The sequence below is a fragment of the Streptomyces sp. NPDC005017 genome (genome assembly GCF_042873115.1).
Classification (GTDB): Bacteria; Actinomycetota; Actinomycetes; order Streptomycetales; family Streptomycetaceae; genus Streptomyces.
The window spans coordinates 12387-27345 of sequence record NZ_JBIALD010000035.1; the positions used below are offsets into that span (position 1 = coordinate 12387).

The following is a 14959-nucleotide window of genomic DNA, read 5'->3' on the forward strand; positions in this document are numbered from 1 at the left end:
GGACGGGCGGGAGCGGGAGGCCGGCCCTCAGACTCCGCCGGCGCCCGGAACCGGGAACGCGCCCGCGGCCCGCCGGGTGATCTCCCCGTAGATCTCGGGGTCGGTGGTGAACTCGCCGAGCGCGACCGTCTTGCGGCTGCCGTGGTAGTCGCTGGAGCCGGTGACCAGCAGACCGAGGTCGCCGGCCAGCCCGCGCAGCCGGGCGCGGGTCTCCGGGTCGTGGTCCATGTGGTCGACCTCGATCCCGTCGAGCCCGGCCCCGGCCATCGCCGCGATGGCGGACTCGGGGACCGTGCGCCCGCGCTTGACGGCCGCCGGGTGCGCGAGGACGGTGACTCCGCCGGCCGCCTTGACCAGCCGGATCGCCTCGAACGGGTCGCTCTCGTGCTTCTCCACGTACGCCCGCCCGCCGTCGGCCAGCCACTGCCGGGTGAAGGCGTCGCTCACGGTGGGTACGACGTCCAGCTCGACCAGGGCGGTGGCGATGTGCGGCCGGCCGACCGAGCCGTCACCGGCGATCCGCGCGACCTGCTCCCAGGTCACCGGCACGCCCAGTTCGTTCAGCTTGGCGATCATGCCCTTGGCCCGCGGCACACGGTCGTCCCGCACCAGCTCCCGCTCGGCGAGCAGGGCGGGCTCCTCGGCGTCGAACAGGTAGGCCAGCATGTGCATGCCCACGCCGTCGATACGGCAGGACAGCTCGGCCCCGGTGACCAGCGTGAGCCCGGCGGGGAGCGCGGCGATCGCCTCGGCGTAGCCCCGGGTGGTGTCGTGGTCGGTCAGCCCGATGACGTCCAGCCCGGCGGCCCCGGCACGACGCACCAGCTCGGCGGGGGTGTCCGTACCGTCGGAAGCGGTGGAGTGGGTGTGCAGGTCGATACGCACGACACGAACTCCAAGCGCTCACGGGACGAAAGGGGGCCACCCAAGGATAACCGCCCCCGAGAGCGCCCATGTCACACCCGAACCGCCCGAGAGACCTTTACATCACAGGTGCCACCAGACCAGCGCAAGCACACCCGGACAACCTGACACCCGAAGGGGCGCGGGACCGTATCGATTTACGACTCCGCCGCACGGGCGCAAGTACACCCGGGCGACCCGACGCCCTACGCGGCAACGCCCCAAGGGGCGCGGGGCCGTATCGATCTGCGGCTCCGCCGCACGGGCGCGACAAGCCCACGACGGCCCGCACGCAGGCGACAACAGCACACCCCCACCCTCAGCGGGCGTCACGGCTCAAGCAAGCGCGGCGACAACGCCCCGCAGGGAACAAGCTCCACCTCGGCCCCCGCGTCCCGCAGATCCGCCAGCACCATGTCCTCGTACATCAGCAACCCGGACTGCTCGGGCCACACCACGGCCCAGACCCACATCCCGAGCGCCTCACCGGCGAAGACGGCCCGGTCGTCGGGCGTCCCGGCGACATGCCACAGCGGCGTCGGCCGCCCGCCGGCCAGGACCTTCGCCTGCGGCGGCTTCTCCACGTTCAGATGAGGGCCGGGATCGGGCCCGTCGATGCCGGCGTACCGCGCGCCGAGCCCCACGCCGAGCTCCTCGGCGACCAGGATCAGCTCGCCCATCCCGCCGAGCGGACCGGGTCCGGAACAGGCCACCGCCGTCGCACGACCACCACTGCGGTCGTCACCGGCACTCGCCACGCCCGTGAACAGCCAGCCGACCGGCAACGGCCACGGCATCCACACGGGCACCTTCGTGCGATGCACCACCACGCCGAGGCCCTCGACGCTCGGCGGGATCACGGGCTGCACCGGATGCACCGTGCCGTGGACGTCGCACTGCCAGGAATCGGCGAAGAGACCGGGAGCCCTGACCCGGCCACCGCACTTCGGGCAACTGGGTTCGCCCCTCATAGGGCTCCACGGTCCTACCCGGACACCCTCCCGTCAAGGACGATCACCCGTCCGGGGCCGACGATCACCTGGACTCGGTGGGCGGGGGTCCACCAACCGGCCCAACGCACCCGGACGCCCCGGCGCGCGTGACGGCGGTGAGATGGCTCACCCCAGCGGCACGGAGGCACGCGCCGGGTCGCGCAGATCGGTGCCGTGCTCGAGCCAGCGCTCCTGGAGGGCCTGCGCCCCGTGCACCCGCTTCCAGGCGGCCTCGTTCGGAGTCATCGGCAGCAGCGGCAGGAAGCGGACCGGGTCCAGCGGCTCGTCCAGCTCCAGGTCCTCCACCAGACCGCCCGGCTCGGCGACCAGTACGGAGGTGAAGGGCGCGCCGGGCCAGAGCGGCTCGCCGACGTCCAGCGAGGCGCCGGGCGCCACGATCAGGCCCTCGACCTGCGGGGAGGCGCCCAGCACCGCGAGCGGGCGGAGCACCTTGTCGGTGTCCGCGCGGCCCGCGCGCACGGTCAGGACCAGCTCGGCACGCGGCCCTTTGACCGGGTCGGCGACCATCGCCGTGGGGTCGGACATGGGCTGCGCGGACATCCCCAGGGTGACGTAACGGACGATGCCGTCCCCCGGGAAGCGGAGCACCTCGATGCGGTCGGTGCCGAGGAAGGTGACCGCCGCCCGGGCGTCCGGTTCGCCCAGCGCCATGCGCAACCTGGCCTCGACCAGAGGAAGAACATCAACCATGCGGCGAGCATAGAACTCGTCAGTACAAGGCAAAGCGGCGCCTTGACACTTCAGTCGGCTGATACTCTTGGCCGGTCGGGCAGCACGCAGAAGCGTCGCGGTTCGAGTCCCGACGCCGATGGATCTCCCTTACGAGGGACCGACCGGAGGAGGTGGGGCTGCGATGGACCGAAGTCGACCGTGCAGTACCACCCGCTCTTCCGGCCGCTGAAGTAGCTGTCTTCTCCCGGCTCAAGCCTTTCCGGCGCCGCTCCCGCGCGTTTCCCACGGAAGAGCACTTCGTTTCGTTCCGCCTGATCTGTCTGATCTGACCGGCAGCGAAGCCAGCCACCGCGACGGTGCGGTGCTCCCCGCTTTGTGGACGTGCCAAACATCTCCGCGCCAGGACGTCCCCATTCCGGGCAGTTCCACCCGTCGTCGGCCGCCTTGCGCTGCTCGTAGCGAAGGAGCCCGCCATGTCGATGATCCGCGACCTGCGTTCCGCTGTGCGTCCCGCCCGCCCGTCCCTGCGCAAGGACACCACCGGCTACGACACGACGCGCGACCCCGGTACGCCCTCGGCCGTCGTCGACTGCGCCGTCTACCGCGACGGCGCCCGGCTGGACTTCGGCAAGCCGCTGAGCCCGCACGAGGCGCTGCGTCAGGTGCGCCGGGACGGCGGGTTCGTCTGGATCGGTCTGCACGAGCCCACCGAGGCCGAATTCGCCGGTATCGCGAGCGAGTTCGGGCTGCACCCGCTGGCCGTCGAGGATGCCGTGCAGGCCCACCAGCGGCCCAAGCTGGAGCGCTACGACGACTCGCTGTTCACCGTCTTCAAGACCATCCACTACGTCGAGCACGACGAGCTGACGGCCACCAGCGAGATCGTCGAGGCCGGCGAGGTCATGTGCTTCACCGGCCGGGACTTCTTCATCACCGTCCGGCACGGCGGCCAGGGCTCGCTGCGCGCGCTGCGCCACCGCCTCCAGGACGAGCCGGAGCTGCTGGCCAAGGGCCCTTCGGCGGTGCTGCACGCCATCGCCGACCATGTCGTGGACGGCTACATCGCGGTCGCCGACGCGGTGCAGGACGACATCGACGAGGTCGAGACCGAGGTGTTCTCGCCGGGCCGCAAGGGCACCCCGCGCGGCACCGACGCCGGGCGGATCTACCAGCTCAAGCGCGAGGTGCTGGAGTTCAAGCGGGCCGTCTCCCCGCTGCTGCGGCCCATGCAGCTGCTGAGCGAGCGGCCGATGCGGCTGATCGACCCGGACATCCAGAAGTACTTCCGGGACGTCGCCGACCACCTCGCCCGGGTGCAGGAGCAGGTCATGGGCTTCGACGAGCTCCTGAACTCCATCCTCCAGGCCAACCTTGCGCAGGCGTCCGTCGCGCAGAACGAGGACATGCGCAAGATCACCTCGTGGGCGGCGATCATCGCCGTACCGACGATGGTGTGTGGTGTGTACGGGATGAACTTCGAGCACATGCCGGAACTGCGCTGGCGCTTCGGCTACCCGATGGTGCTCGGCATCACCGCGGTGATCTGCCTCGGCATCCACCGCACGCTGAAGCGCAACGGCTGGCTCTGACCGCGCCCCGATAGGGTGACCGCATGACTAGCGAGCTGCTCGACCGGGCCCTCGTCGAGGAGGCCACGAAGAAGTCCGGGCTCATCTGGGTGCGGGGCGACGGCGCCCCGGCCGCCCGCGCGCTCTGGCACGTGTGGCACGAGGGCGCGGCCTGCCTGGTCGGCGACGGCCCCGGGGAACAGCCGCTGCCGGGGCTGGCCGACGGCGGCACCGCCGAGGTCACCGTGCGCAGCAAGGACAAGGGCGGCCGGCTGGTTGCCTGGTCCGCCCGGACGGTCGAGCTCGCGCCCGGCTCCGAGGCGTGGCAGGCGGTGGTCGCCGAGCTGAAGGGCAAGCGGCTGAACGCCCCCGACGGCGAGGCCATGACCGAGCGCTGGGCGCGTGAGTGCCGGGTGCTGCGGCTGGAGCCCACCGGGGCCACCGCGCCCCTGCCCGACGGCTCCCTCGCCCGGGCCCCGCTGCCGAGCCCGGCGACGACCCGGCAGCCCGTTCCGGCAGGCCTTCCCCGGCTGCTGTTCAAGGGCCGCAAGCGGCGCGGCTGACCACGCCCCTGCACCGGGCGGGACGTCAGGACGTGGGCAGCTGCTGCCCGTAGTCCACGGTCTCGTCCTTCGGGGGCTGCTTCAGCGCGAAGTCCTTGCCCCAGTCCGAGAAGCTCAGCGTGCCGGCGCCCCCGGCGCGCACCAGGCGCAGCGGGTACGGCTTGCCCTCCAGCGAGACGTCCAGGGTGCCGCCGGCGCCCTTGTCGCCGGTGATGCGGACGGTGCGCACACCGCCCTGCTCGTGGCGGCCGTCGGTGTCCAGCGAGCCGTGCAGGGTGAGCAGGCCGTCCAGCAGGACGTCCTTGTCGGTGAACCCGCTGAACCGCTTGTAGGAGGGGTCGCCCTGCGGCACCTTCACGTACTTGCCGCCGAGCTTGTCGGCCGCGGCCGAGTCGCCGTCGCCCTTCTCCTCCTCGCCCTTGCCGTCCTCGCCCTTGCTCTCCTCGTGGTTCCAGAACCCGGCGTTCGCCTTGAGGAACAGCTCGTCGCCGATCCGCAGCAGTTCGAAGGTCGCGCCCTGCGCGGTCAGCGAGCCGGTGCCGCCGTCCTCCTTCAGCCGCATGTCCAGCTGGTAGGTGCGGCCGCCCGCGACGACCGTGCCCGACAGCCGTACCGCGTCCACGGAACCGGCCGCCGCGCGGGTCTCCGACTGGATCTTGGCGGGAGGCAGCTTGCCCACCCCGTTGGTGCCCGCGTCCGGGTCCTCGCTGCCGCACCCGGCCAGTGCCGTGCCGGTCACGGCCAGCGCGCACACCGCGCCGATCCGCGCGATCCTGCGGCGGACACGGCCCGGGGGAATCGCAGTCACAGGTGCGGTGCCTTTCGAGGGGTCTTCAGCGGCCTACCGCAGAGTACCGGGAGGTGATGTTCCGCTCGAAGGCCAGTCCCGGGGACCGCTCCCCGCCCCTGCGTCCCGGCGTATTCCCGTCGCGGGCCCGCACCCGGAGTGATGTAAACGACCGCGTACGGCCCTTCACGGGGCGGGGCCACCGCGCCGTACCATCGACCTTATGGTTACGGAAGACGCGGTGCGCGAGGCACTGGCGACAGTCAACGACCCCGAGATCAACCGGCCCATCACGGAACTCGGGATGGTCAAGTCGGTGGAGATCGGCGCCGATGGAGCGGTCGCGGTCACCGTGTACCTGACGGTCTCCGGCTGTCCGATGCGCGACACGATCACGCAGCGCGTCACCGACGCCGTCTCCGCGGTCGAGGGCGTCACCGGTGTCGACGTCACGCTCGACGTGATGAGCGACGAGCAGCGCAAGGAACTGGCCGCCGCGCTGCGCGGCGGTGGCACCGAGCGCGAGGTCCCCTTCGCCAAGCCCGGATCGCTGACCCGGGTGTACGCGGTCGCCTCCGGCAAGGGCGGCGTCGGCAAGTCCTCCGTGACGGTGAACCTGGCCGCCGCGATGGCCGCCGACGGCCTCAAGGTCGGTGTCGTCGACGCCGACATCTACGGCCACTCCGTGCCGCGCATGCTGGGCGCCGACGGCCGTCCCACCCAGGTCGAGAACATGATCATGCCGCCGTCCGCGAACGGCGTGAAGGTCATCTCGATCGGCATGTTCACCCCGGGCAACGCCCCGGTCGTCTGGCGCGGCCCGATGCTCCACCGCGCCCTCCAGCAGTTCCTGGCGGACGTGTACTGGGGCGACCTGGACGTCCTGCTGCTCGACCTGCCGCCGGGCACCGGTGACATCGCGATCTCGGTCGCCCAGCTCGTGCCGAACGCCGAGATCCTCGTCGTGACGACCCCGCAGCAGGCCGCCGCCGAGGTCGCCGAGCGCGCGGGCTCCATCGCCGTCCAGACCCACCAGAAGATCGTCGGCGTCGTCGAGAACATGTCCGGGCTGCCCTGCCCGCACTGCGACGAGATGGTCGACGTCTTCGGCACCGGCGGCGGTCAGGTCGTCGCCGACGGCCTGACCCGTACGACGGGCGCGACCGTCCCGGTCCTCGGCTCCATCCCGATCGACGTCCGCCTGCGCGAGGGCGGCGACGAGGGCAAGCCGGTCGTCCTGACCGACCCGGACTCCCCCGCGGGCTCCGCGCTCCGCGCCATCGCCGGCAAACTCGGCGGCCGCCAGCGAGGCCTCTCGGGCCTCTCCCTGGGCATCACCCCGAAGAACAAGTTCTGACCCCCGTACCCCCGCCCCCGGCCCCACAAGGGCCGTCGGGGGCGCGGGGAACGCCACAAGGTCTTTGAGGGGCCCGGGGAACCACACAGTGTTTTTTGGGGGCGCGGGGAACTGCGCAATCTTTCAGGGGCGCGGGGAACGGCGCAGACCTCTCAAGGGGCGCGGGGACGGCGCAGCTTCTTGGGGGCGCGGGGAACGGCGCAGGTCTCTAGGGGCGCGGGGAACTGCGCGACCAGCCACGACGGCGCGAGAGCCGGCCCATGCACAGCAACCCCGTGACAGACGCACAGCAGGCCCAGCGAAAAGGGGCGCCTACGACAGGCGCCCCTTTCTCACGCGCAGGCACGCGCAGGACAACCGTCACGCGTACGCGGCGACGTCCTTGATCACGGCGAACCCCAACCCGTACGCGCTCATACCCCTGCCGTACGCCCCCACATGCACACCCTCCCGCGTAGACCCGGCCAGCACCCAGCCGAACTCCGACTCGCGGTAGTGGAACGGCGTCGGCACCCCGTCCACCGGCAGCGACAACGTGGACCACTCGCCCCCGTCCAGGTCGTCGGCCAGCGCCCACGCCGTCTCCGTCTGCTGCTCCAGCCAGTCGTCGCGCAGCGAGTGGTCCATCTGGCCGGGCCAGGTGAAGGACAGCAGTCCCACCCCGGCCAGCCAGGCCGCCGAGGACACCGACGTGGCCTCCAGCAGCCCCGTACCGTCCGCGCTGCGCCGTGAGGGGTTCGCCGCGACGGTCACCACGACCGCGAACTTCTCCCGGTCCTCGGAGTCCGCCCGTACCGAGGGCTCGTCGCCGTGCCCGATCGACCCGTGCTCCACGGCGCCGTCCGCCGCCGTCCCGACCTGCATCAGCCAGCGCGGCCCGGTGAACGCCTCGTCGAGGCCGTACCAAGGGAAGGGCGCGCGCAGGTAGCCGTCGACCGTGCGCCGTGCGGAGGGAACCTGCTGTGCGCCCTCCGCGGCCGGCGCCTGCGCGACCGCCTGACTCGTCGTCTCCATGTGCCCGCCGCCTCCTCGCTCTAGTCGGACCGGGCGGCCCGCCCCCCTTCGGGCGTACGCCTACGGTCCGCACAACGACACGGCAGCATATCGACACCATCGGGAGCAGCCGGGAAAGCGCAGGATGTGCGGCCTGTTACCGCCGTTCCCGGCGGCGTGGAACGGCCTCGCGACGGGAGGCCGGGGCTCGCGGATCAGGTGGCGTCGGCGTCGAAGGGCGGGCGGTCGTCGCGGTCGGTGTCAGGCTTCTTCGACATGTCGACGCTGCCGCCGGAGGAGCCGGGCGCACCGCCCGGGGAGCCCGCCGAGGAGTCGCTGTCACGGCTGTGGACGGCGTCCGAGACGTCGGCCATCTCCTTCTTGAAGTCGAAGCCGTTACGGATCTCCTTCAGCCCCAGGTCGTCGTTGTCCAGCTGTTTGCGGATGAACGTCTTGGGGTTGAGGTCCTCGAACTCGAAGTCCTTGAACTCCGGGCCGAGTTCGTCGCGGATGTCGCGCTTGGCGCTCTCGGAGAACTCGCGGATCTTGCGGATCGTGCGCGTGATGTCCTGGATGACCTTCGGGAGCTTGTCAGGACCGAACACGAGCACGGCGAGCACGATGAGCGTCAGCAGCTCGAGCGGTCCTATGTCATTGAACACCTGAAGCTCCTTGCCATGTCCCGGGCCGGATCCACGGTACCCGTCGATTCTGTCCGACCGGTACCGTGCCGTGACCTCCGGGCGCGTGTATACGACCGGTTTTCCAGATGTTTGCCGTGCGCGCCGGGCTCCGCGCCCGACCTGTGAGGTTCGCAGCAGTCTTCTGTGAGTCGCCGCGCCGGGGTCAGCTGTCGTCCGAGGAGCCGAGCACGAGGGAGACCGTGCGTTCCTCGCCGTCGCGCTCGACCGTGAGCTCGAGGCGGTCGCCGGGGCGGTGGGCCCGGGTCTTGACGATCAGTTCCTCACCGGAGTGGACCCGCTGGCCGTCGACCTCGGTGATGACGTCACCGGCCTTGATCCCGGCCCGTGCGCCGGGGCCGCCGACCGTGACCGGGGCGCGTCCGTCGCTCGTCCTCGTGCCGACCCGGGCTCCGTCTCCCGTGTAGTCCATGTCGAGGGTGATGCCGATCACCGGGTGCCGGGCCCTGCCGGTGTTGATCAGTTCCTCGGCGACGCGCTTGCCCTGGTTGACGGGGATCGCGAAGCCGAGGCCGATCGAACCGGCCTGGCCCTCGCCGGAGTCGGAGCCGCTCTCGGCGGAGCGGATCGCGGAGTTGATGCCGATGACCCGGCCACGGGAGTCGAGCAGCGGCCCGCCGGAGTTGCCGGGGTTGATGGGCGCATCGGTCTGGAGGGCGTCGACGTAGGAGATGTCGCTGCCGTCGCCCTTCTCGCCGCCCGCGGTGATCGGGCGCTGCTTGGCGCTGATGATGCCGGAGGTGACGGTGCCGGCCAGGTCGAAGGGGGCGCCGATGGCCACGACCGGGTCGCCGACCCGGACGTTGTCGGAGTTGCCGAGGGGGGCGGGCTTGAGTCCGCGGACGCCGTCGACCTTGACGACGGCGAGGTCGTAGCCGGAGTCGCCGCCGACGAGTTCGGCCTCGGCGGTGTCGCCGCTGTGGAAGGTCACGGTGATCCTGCCGTTCTTGCCCGCGGGCTCGACGACGTGGTTGTTGGTCAGGATGTGACCGCGGTCGTCGAGCACGAAGCCGGTGCCGGTGCCCGACTGCTCGCTTCCGCGCACATGCAGCGTCACCACGCTGGGCAGGGTCCGCGCGGCGATCCCGGCGACGCTGTCCGGGTCCCGCCCGGCGGGTTCCGCACCGGCCTGCGGCAGTTCCACGCCGCCCACGCCGCCGTTGCGCTCCAGATACGTCCCCACGATGCCGCCGCCGATGCCGGACACCAGCGCGATCAGCACCGCTCCGAGCACCAGCGCCTTGCGGCCCCGCCGCTTTTGCTGCGCCGCGGTCGCCACCGCTTCCCCGGTCTGCTGGAGGGGCGCGGCGGCCCAGGGGTCGTAACGCCCCCAGGGGTCGCCGCCGGTCGCCGCGGGCGGGGGTGCGGGGGTGGGGTGGGGCATGGGGGCGCCGCCGGGCGGCCCGGCCAGGGGTGCACCCGGGAACGGGGCGTGTGGGGCGGGACCGGGGGCGCCGGTCGGTGCGGGTATCTCGCCGCCGTGACCGACCGGCGGCGCGGGTATCGCCGTTCCGTGCGGCGGGGTGGTCGCCGGGTGCTGCACGGGCGGCGCGGGCGCCCAGGGGCCGGGTTCGCCGTAGGGCGGTGTGCTGTACGGGTCGGGGTCGTGCAGGGGCTTGAGCCGCTCGGTGCTCTGCGGGAGCGGCGCCGGGGCCTCCGGGATGCCCGCCCCGGAAGCCGTGGCGTCCTCGGGGAACGCGGGCACGGCGTCCGCCACGGGTGCCGGGCACTCCTCGGGGCGTCGCAGCTCGAAGTCGCCGTCGTGGGACTGCGCGGTGTCCCCGGGCACGACGTCATCGGCGGAACCGCGCTCGGCCGCACCCGACGCCTCGCCACCCGACGCCTCGCCCTCGGGAGCACCGGCACCCGGAGCACCCGCGTCAAGGGTCCCGGACGCGGAGGCTCCGGCCGTGAACGCCGAGGCGTCCTCGGCGTTCACGGCCTCCTCGTGTCCGGCTCCGGCCGTCGGCGACTCCGGCTGTCCGGGGCGCTCCAGTTCGAAGTCACCGTCCGGCAGGGCGGTCGGGCGGACCGAAGGGTCCTGCGTGGGCTTGCCCTCGTTCATGCTCTCCCCACAGCCGGCCGCGGCGTCGTGAACGCAGGCGACGGCCGCGGACTCGTCGATCTCCGCCGCCGCGCCCGGTCGCCTGCCGCGGGCACGGCCCCTGGATTCAACCAGGTTCACGCGCGGACGCGCAGGGGACGGTCAGCGGTCCTGGGCGGAGGACTCGCCGGGCGCCGGCGTCTTGAACAGGCCGGGCACCTCGTTGCCATGAACCGTGGACCAGTCGCTCAGGCCGAGCACCGGCGTCGCGGTGAAGGGACGTATGAGCGGGGACATCACGGCCGCGCCCGCCACCACGGGGGTGGTGATGGGGTGCTGCGCGTCCGGCTCGTGGGCGCCGGTCGTGCCCGGCAGCAGCGGCGCCGACGTCCGGGTCGTGGCGACCGCGGCGTCCTCTACCGACTGCCGACCGGCCTGCCCCTGGGCGAGCATCGGGCCGCCCGAGCGACGGCGCTGGTTCTCGGGGGTGGTGGCGCCCGTGCCGCCGGTGCGGGCCGGGGTGACGTTGGAGCCCTTGCCCGTGCCGGAGCCACGGGCCTCGGCGGAGTCGGCGGGCACGCCCGTGGTCACCCCGCCGAGCGCGATCGCGGCGAGGGACACCGCGCCGGCGGCCGCGAAGGCGAAGCGACGGCCGCGGGAGGAGCGGTCGGCGTCGGGCCGGCCGACGTCATGGATACGGAAGCCCCGAGCGGCGGCCGGGCCGGACGGCAGGACCGCGGCGGCGCGGGAGTCCGCGGGGACGTAGCCGAACTCGAAGCGCTCGTCGCGCCTCACCCCGAACACCCCGGCGGGCCTGCCGCCGAGTCCGGCGAAGCCTCCCCCGGGCGACAGCGGACCGCCGTCGGAGTCACCTCCCCCGGGCAGCCCCTGGAGACGGGCCAGGAAGCTCTCGGACGGGGGCGGCGGGGCGGCCTCCGCGAAGACGTTCTTCAGCCGGCGCTGGGCGTCGACCTCGGCCTTGCACTTCGGACAGGTCGCCAGATGCGCCAGCACACGCTCACGCGTGTCATGACCGAGCTCGCCGTCGACAAGGGCGGCCAGCCGGTCTCCCAGATGCTGCTCTGCGAGGTGTTCCTCCGCAGGTTTCGGCCAGGATCCGCTCACGCTGTCGCGCCCCCTCCCCCCAGTGCGGGGATACGGGAGGCGAAGGAGCGGCGCTCGGCACGCGCCTCCGGCGACCGGTGGGCGAGCGCCTTGCGCAGCTGGGACCGGCCGCGGTGGATACGGGAGCGCACCGTGCCGAGCTTGACGCCCAGGGTCGCGGCGATCTCCTCGTAGGACAGCCCCTCGATGTCGCACAGGACGACGGCGGCGCGGAACTCGGGCGCGAGGGTGTCCAGGGCCTGCTGGACGTCGGCGTCGAAGTGCGCGTCGTTGAAGACCTGCTGCGGGGACGGCTCACGGCTGGCCAGCCGCTCGGCCGCGTCCTCGCCCAGGGCGTCGAAGCGGATGCGCTGCTTGCGGCGGACCATGTCCAGGAACAGGTTCGTGGTGATGCGGTGCAGCCAGCCCTCGAACGTGCCCGGAGAGTAGGTCGACAGGGAGCGGAAGACACGGACGAAGACCTCTTGCGTCAGGTCCTCGGCATCGTGCTGATTGCCCGTGAGGCGGTAGGCGAGCCGGTAGACGCGGCCGCTGTGCGTGCTGACGATCTCCTCCCACGTGGGCGGAGTCCACGCCTGCCCGTCCGCGTCGGTGGAGAAGGTCGCGGTGCGGTCGAGGCCAGCGGCGTGGCTGGGGTCAGCGGCTGTGTCGGTCACGGATTTCGGCCTGCCCGCCGATCCGAGAAAGCGCCGCAGCACTCCTCCCCGATCCACAGACGCAGCCGCACCTCCCCTGTCGGCTCTGGTGGTGTCCAGTGGAGCCCCTACCATAGCCACCTCGTCCGTTAGCTCCGGATAAGCGGTTTTACGAGAAATTGATCTGTGCTGGTACGGCTCATGCGGCTGCGTCAGCACTTGCTCGTCACCCCGCCCGTCGTCGTGATCCAACTGTGTCCCCCCGTGTGCGTTCACACCCTTCTAAACGCCTGGTCCCATCTGCGGGTTCCCGTCACCAACGGATACAGTCACGCCGAGGCAACCAGGGGACAGGAGAGGGACATCACCGGCAACCGGCAGACGAGCTGGGCGTTCGCCGACGCCTATGTCGCCGAGGACGAAGCACTGCGCTGGGCCCGGGAGCGGGCCCGGGAGGCGGGGCTGCGCTCGGTGACGCCCGGCACGGGCGCCGCTCTGGGGTTGCTGGCCGCCTCCGTGGACGCCAAGGCGGTCGCGGAGATCGGCACCGGTACCGGGGTCTCCGGCATCCACCTGCTGCACGGAATGCGCCCCGACGGCGTCCTGACCACGGTCGACCCGGAGCCCGAGCACCAGCAGTTCGCCCGCCAGGCCTTCCGCGCCTCCGGCTTCGCCAGCAACCGGGCCCGTTTCATCCCGGGCCGCGCGCTCGACGTCCTCCCCCGTCTCGCCGACGCCGGCTACGACCTCGTCTTCTGCGACGGCGACCGCCAGGAGGTCCTGGAGTACCTCGCTGAATCGTTGCGCCTGCTGCGTCCGGGCGGCCTGGTGGTCTTCGAGGGCGTCTTCGCCAACGGCCGTACGGTCGACTCCGGGCCCCAGCCCACCGAGGTGGTCCGGCTGCGGGAGCTGCTGCGGGCCGTGCGCGAGAGCCAGGAGCTGGTGACCTCGCTGCTGCCGGTCGGCGACGGGCTGCTGTGCGCGGTCAAGAGATGAACCCGTCCCCGCGCGGACCGTCCCGCCGCTGACCGGACCGGGTCGGCCGGGCGGCCCGGGAGGGGCACGGGAGCGGCCTGTGTGGGCCGTCTTTCCGGCCATCCGCGCGCGCCGGGCCCGGGAACACGGGCGCCCCGGCACCTTGTGCGGTACCGGGGCGGCCGAAAGGGTATGGTCGCTTGCGCGTCAGCCCACAACCTTCTTGAGGGCATCGCCGAGCGCGTCGGCCTCGTCAGGGGTCAGCTCGACGACAAGCCGACCGCCGCCTTCGAGCGGAACGCGCATGACGATGCCCCGCCCCTCCTTGGTCACCTCGAGCGGGCCGTCGCCCGTCCGCGGCTTCATGGCCGCCATGCTCGTTCCCCTTCCTGAAACCAGCTGATCGTCAAAGCCGACGGCCCGCTGAAGGGGCACGCCCCTCGGGAGGGCACGCGCGGTCCTTTGCGCAGGACACGCGACACCGGCATCGAACACATTGCTTCCAAGCCATTATCCCGCATCTCACGACCCGATGACCAACATCAGTCGGCATCGCTTGGGCAACGCGCGCGAGCAAAACCACCCAATTCGGGGATGTGGCTGCGATACTGCGCGGCCGCACGGCCACGGGGTGGCCCGGAAGTGCCTCTTTTTCTTTGACGCAGGTCACACCTCCGCCCGGGGCCGGGTCCGCCATGCTGTCCTTCGGACACAAAGGCGTACCGGCCGGTACGCCTTGCCGCGACACCGGAGGGGTGCCCCATGGCCGACACCGTGCTCTACGAGGTGAGCGACGGGCTGGCGACGATCACGCTGAACCGCCCCGAGGCGATGAACGCGCTGAACGTGGCGACGAAGGTCGCTCTGCGGGACGCCGCGCAGGAAGCCGCCGCCGACACCGCCGTTCGGGCGATCCTGCTGACCGCCGCGGGGGAACGGGCCTTCTGTGTGGGCCAGGACCTCAAGGAGCACATCGGGCTGCTCGTCACCGCGCGCGAGGCGGGCGGGGGGCAGGTCATGTCCACCGTGCGCGAGCACTACAACCCGATCGCACGGGCGCTGGTGGAGGCGCCGAAGCCGGTGGTGGCGGCGGTGAACGGGGTGGCCGCCGGGGCCGGCTTCGGGTTCGCGCTGGCCGCGGACTACCGGGTCGTCGCCGACACGGCCTCCTTCAACACGTCCTTCGCGGGCGTCGCCCTCACCGCGGACTCCGGGATCTCCTGGACGCTGCCGCGGGTGATCGGGCCGGGCCGGGCCACCGACCTGCTGCTCTTCCCGCGGAACGTCTCCGCGCAGGAGGCGCTGGAGCTGGGGATCGCGAACCGGGTCGTCTCCTCGGACGCGCTGCGCTCCGAGGGTGAGGCGGTGGCGCGGATGCTGGCCGAGGGGCCGACGGTGGCGTACGCCGCGCTGAAGGAGTCCGTGGCGTACGGGCTCACGCACTCGTTCTCCGAGACGCTGGAGAAGGAGGACGAGCTTCAGGCTCGGGCCGGGGCGTCCGAGGACCACGCGATCGCGGTGCAGGCGTTCGTGAACAAGGAGAAGCCGAAGTACTTGGGGCGGTAGGGGGTCGGCTTCGGCCCTGGCAGGGCTGGCGGGGTGCGGGGTGGCTGTGGTTTTGCG

15 protein-coding genes are annotated in these 14959 nt (G+C 72.1%); 5 read left to right on the forward strand and 10 right to left on the reverse strand.

Translation table 11 applies throughout. The features are described from left to right. Positions 1–27: 27 nt before the first annotated feature. From ACFYR0_RS34435 to ACFYR0_RS34445, 3 genes are all read right to left on the reverse strand, one after another. Positions 28–885 (reverse strand): PHP domain-containing protein, encoded by an 858-nt coding sequence (locus ACFYR0_RS34435; protein ID WP_389337156.1) that lies wholly within the window; start codon positions 883–885, stop codon positions 28–30. Between the two features lie 347 nt (positions 886–1232). Beyond that, on the reverse strand, positions 1233–1874 hold the full coding sequence (locus ACFYR0_RS34440; RefSeq protein WP_389337159.1) for a DUF6758 family protein: 642 nt from the start codon (positions 1872–1874) through the stop codon (positions 1233–1235). 147 nt (positions 1875–2021) lie between these two features. Further along, on the reverse strand, positions 2022–2606 hold the full coding sequence (locus ACFYR0_RS34445; protein WP_389337161.1) for a suppressor of fused domain protein: 585 nt from the start codon (positions 2604–2606) through the stop codon (positions 2022–2024). Positions 2607–3061: 455 nt separating this feature from the next. Here ACFYR0_RS34445 and ACFYR0_RS34450 point away from each other — a divergent pair, with 455 nt between their 5' ends. Both ACFYR0_RS34450 and ACFYR0_RS34455 read left to right on the forward strand, forming a co-directional pair. Next, entirely contained in the window at positions 3062–4177 is a 1116-nt protein-coding gene (locus tag ACFYR0_RS34450) for a magnesium and cobalt transport protein CorA (RefSeq protein ID WP_389337164.1), read from the forward strand. Positions 4178–4200: 23 nt separating this feature from the next. Beyond that, positions 4201–4719, forward strand: a complete 519-nt coding sequence (locus ACFYR0_RS34455) for a hypothetical protein (protein ID WP_389337167.1) — start codon at positions 4201–4203, stop codon at positions 4717–4719. A 25-nt stretch (positions 4720–4744) separates the two neighbouring features. Here ACFYR0_RS34455 and ACFYR0_RS34460 read toward each other — a convergent pair whose 3' ends face one another. Continuing rightward, positions 4745–5527, reverse strand: coding sequence for a hypothetical protein (locus tag ACFYR0_RS34460; RefSeq protein ID WP_389337170.1), 783 nt, complete (start codon positions 5525–5527; stop codon positions 4745–4747). A gap of 202 nt (positions 5528–5729) precedes the next feature. On the opposite strand from ACFYR0_RS34460, the gene ACFYR0_RS34465 reads away from it, so the two are divergent. Next, positions 5730–6863, forward strand: coding sequence for an Mrp/NBP35 family ATP-binding protein (locus tag ACFYR0_RS34465; protein WP_389337173.1), 1134 nt, complete (start codon positions 5730–5732; stop codon positions 6861–6863). 360 nt (positions 6864–7223) lie between these two features. Here the strand turns inward: ACFYR0_RS34465 and ACFYR0_RS34470 are convergent, their stop codons facing one another. The 5 genes from ACFYR0_RS34470 to sigE all read right to left on the reverse strand — a co-directional run bounded on the left by ACFYR0_RS34470 (position 7224) and on the right by sigE (position 12424). Continuing rightward, the gene (locus ACFYR0_RS34470; RefSeq protein ID WP_389337176.1) at positions 7224–7877 is read right to left on the reverse strand and encodes a hypothetical protein; all 654 of its coding nucleotides are present in this window, start codon (positions 7875–7877) and stop codon (positions 7224–7226) included. Positions 7878–8071: 194 nt separating this feature from the next. Continuing rightward, on the reverse strand, positions 8072–8518 hold the full coding sequence (locus ACFYR0_RS34475) for a sec-independent translocase (protein ID WP_389337179.1): 447 nt from the start codon (positions 8516–8518) through the stop codon (positions 8072–8074). Positions 8519–8702: 184 nt separating this feature from the next. Continuing rightward, the gene (locus tag ACFYR0_RS34480; protein ID WP_389337314.1) at positions 8703–10622 is read right to left on the reverse strand and encodes a trypsin-like peptidase domain-containing protein; all 1920 of its coding nucleotides are present in this window, start codon (positions 10620–10622) and stop codon (positions 8703–8705) included. 141 nt (positions 10623–10763) lie between these two features. Next, a complete protein-coding gene (locus ACFYR0_RS34485) occupies positions 10764–11726 on the reverse strand; it encodes an anti-sigma factor family protein (RefSeq protein ID WP_389337182.1) in 963 nt (320 codons plus the stop codon). Then, positions 11723–12424, reverse strand: a complete 702-nt coding sequence (sigE, locus tag ACFYR0_RS34490) for an RNA polymerase sigma factor SigE (RefSeq protein ID WP_386379004.1) — start codon at positions 12422–12424, stop codon at positions 11723–11725. Before sigE ends, ACFYR0_RS34485 begins: the two co-directional genes overlap by 4 nt. Before the next feature lie 180 nt (positions 12425–12604). Between sigE and ACFYR0_RS34495 the strand changes: the two genes are divergently transcribed. Continuing rightward, complete coding sequence (locus ACFYR0_RS34495; RefSeq protein ID WP_389337318.1) at positions 12605–13357, forward strand: O-methyltransferase; 753 nt, start codon at positions 12605–12607, stop codon at positions 13355–13357. A 186-nt stretch (positions 13358–13543) separates the two neighbouring features. Here ACFYR0_RS34495 and ACFYR0_RS34500 read toward each other — a convergent pair whose 3' ends face one another. Beyond that, positions 13544–13711, reverse strand: coding sequence for a DUF3117 domain-containing protein (locus ACFYR0_RS34500; RefSeq protein WP_003966491.1), 168 nt, complete (start codon positions 13709–13711; stop codon positions 13544–13546). 387 nt (positions 13712–14098) lie between these two features. Between ACFYR0_RS34500 and ACFYR0_RS34505 the strand changes: the two genes are divergently transcribed. Next, positions 14099–14902 carry an enoyl-CoA hydratase/isomerase family protein gene (locus tag ACFYR0_RS34505; protein WP_389337185.1) on the forward strand — a complete coding sequence of 268 codons (804 nt, stop codon included), beginning with the start codon at positions 14099–14101 and terminating at the stop codon, positions 14900–14902. The last annotated feature ends 57 nt before the right edge of the window (positions 14903–14959 follow it).

Excerpts from the sequence above, each read along its gene's own strand:
- ACFYR0_RS34440 (WP_389337159.1), bottom strand. The coding sequence starts at position 1,874 with ATGAGGGGCGAACCCAGTTGCCCGAAGTGCGGTGGCCGGGTCAGGGCT.
- ACFYR0_RS34445 (WP_389337161.1), bottom strand. The coding sequence starts at position 2,606 with ATGGTTGATGTTCTTCCTCTGGTCGAGGCCAGGTTGCGCATGGCGCTG.
- ACFYR0_RS34450 (WP_389337164.1), top strand. The coding sequence starts at position 3,062 with ATGTCGATGATCCGCGACCTGCGTTCCGCTGTGCGTCCCGCCCGCCCG.
- ACFYR0_RS34455 (WP_389337167.1), top strand. The coding sequence starts at position 4,201 with ATGACTAGCGAGCTGCTCGACCGGGCCCTCGTCGAGGAGGCCACGAAG.
- ACFYR0_RS34465 (WP_389337173.1), top strand. The coding sequence starts at position 5,730 with ATGGTTACGGAAGACGCGGTGCGCGAGGCACTGGCGACAGTCAACGAC.
- ACFYR0_RS34470 (WP_389337176.1), bottom strand. The coding sequence starts at position 7,877 with ATGGAGACGACGAGTCAGGCGGTCGCGCAGGCGCCGGCCGCGGAGGGC.
- ACFYR0_RS34480 (WP_389337314.1), bottom strand. The coding sequence starts at position 10,622 with ATGAACGAGGGCAAGCCCACGCAGGACCCTTCGGTCCGCCCGACCGCC.
- ACFYR0_RS34500 (WP_003966491.1), bottom strand. The coding sequence starts at position 13,711 with ATGGCGGCCATGAAGCCGCGGACGGGCGACGGCCCGCTCGAGGTGACC.
- ACFYR0_RS34505 (WP_389337185.1), top strand. The coding sequence starts at position 14,099 with ATGGCCGACACCGTGCTCTACGAGGTGAGCGACGGGCTGGCGACGATC.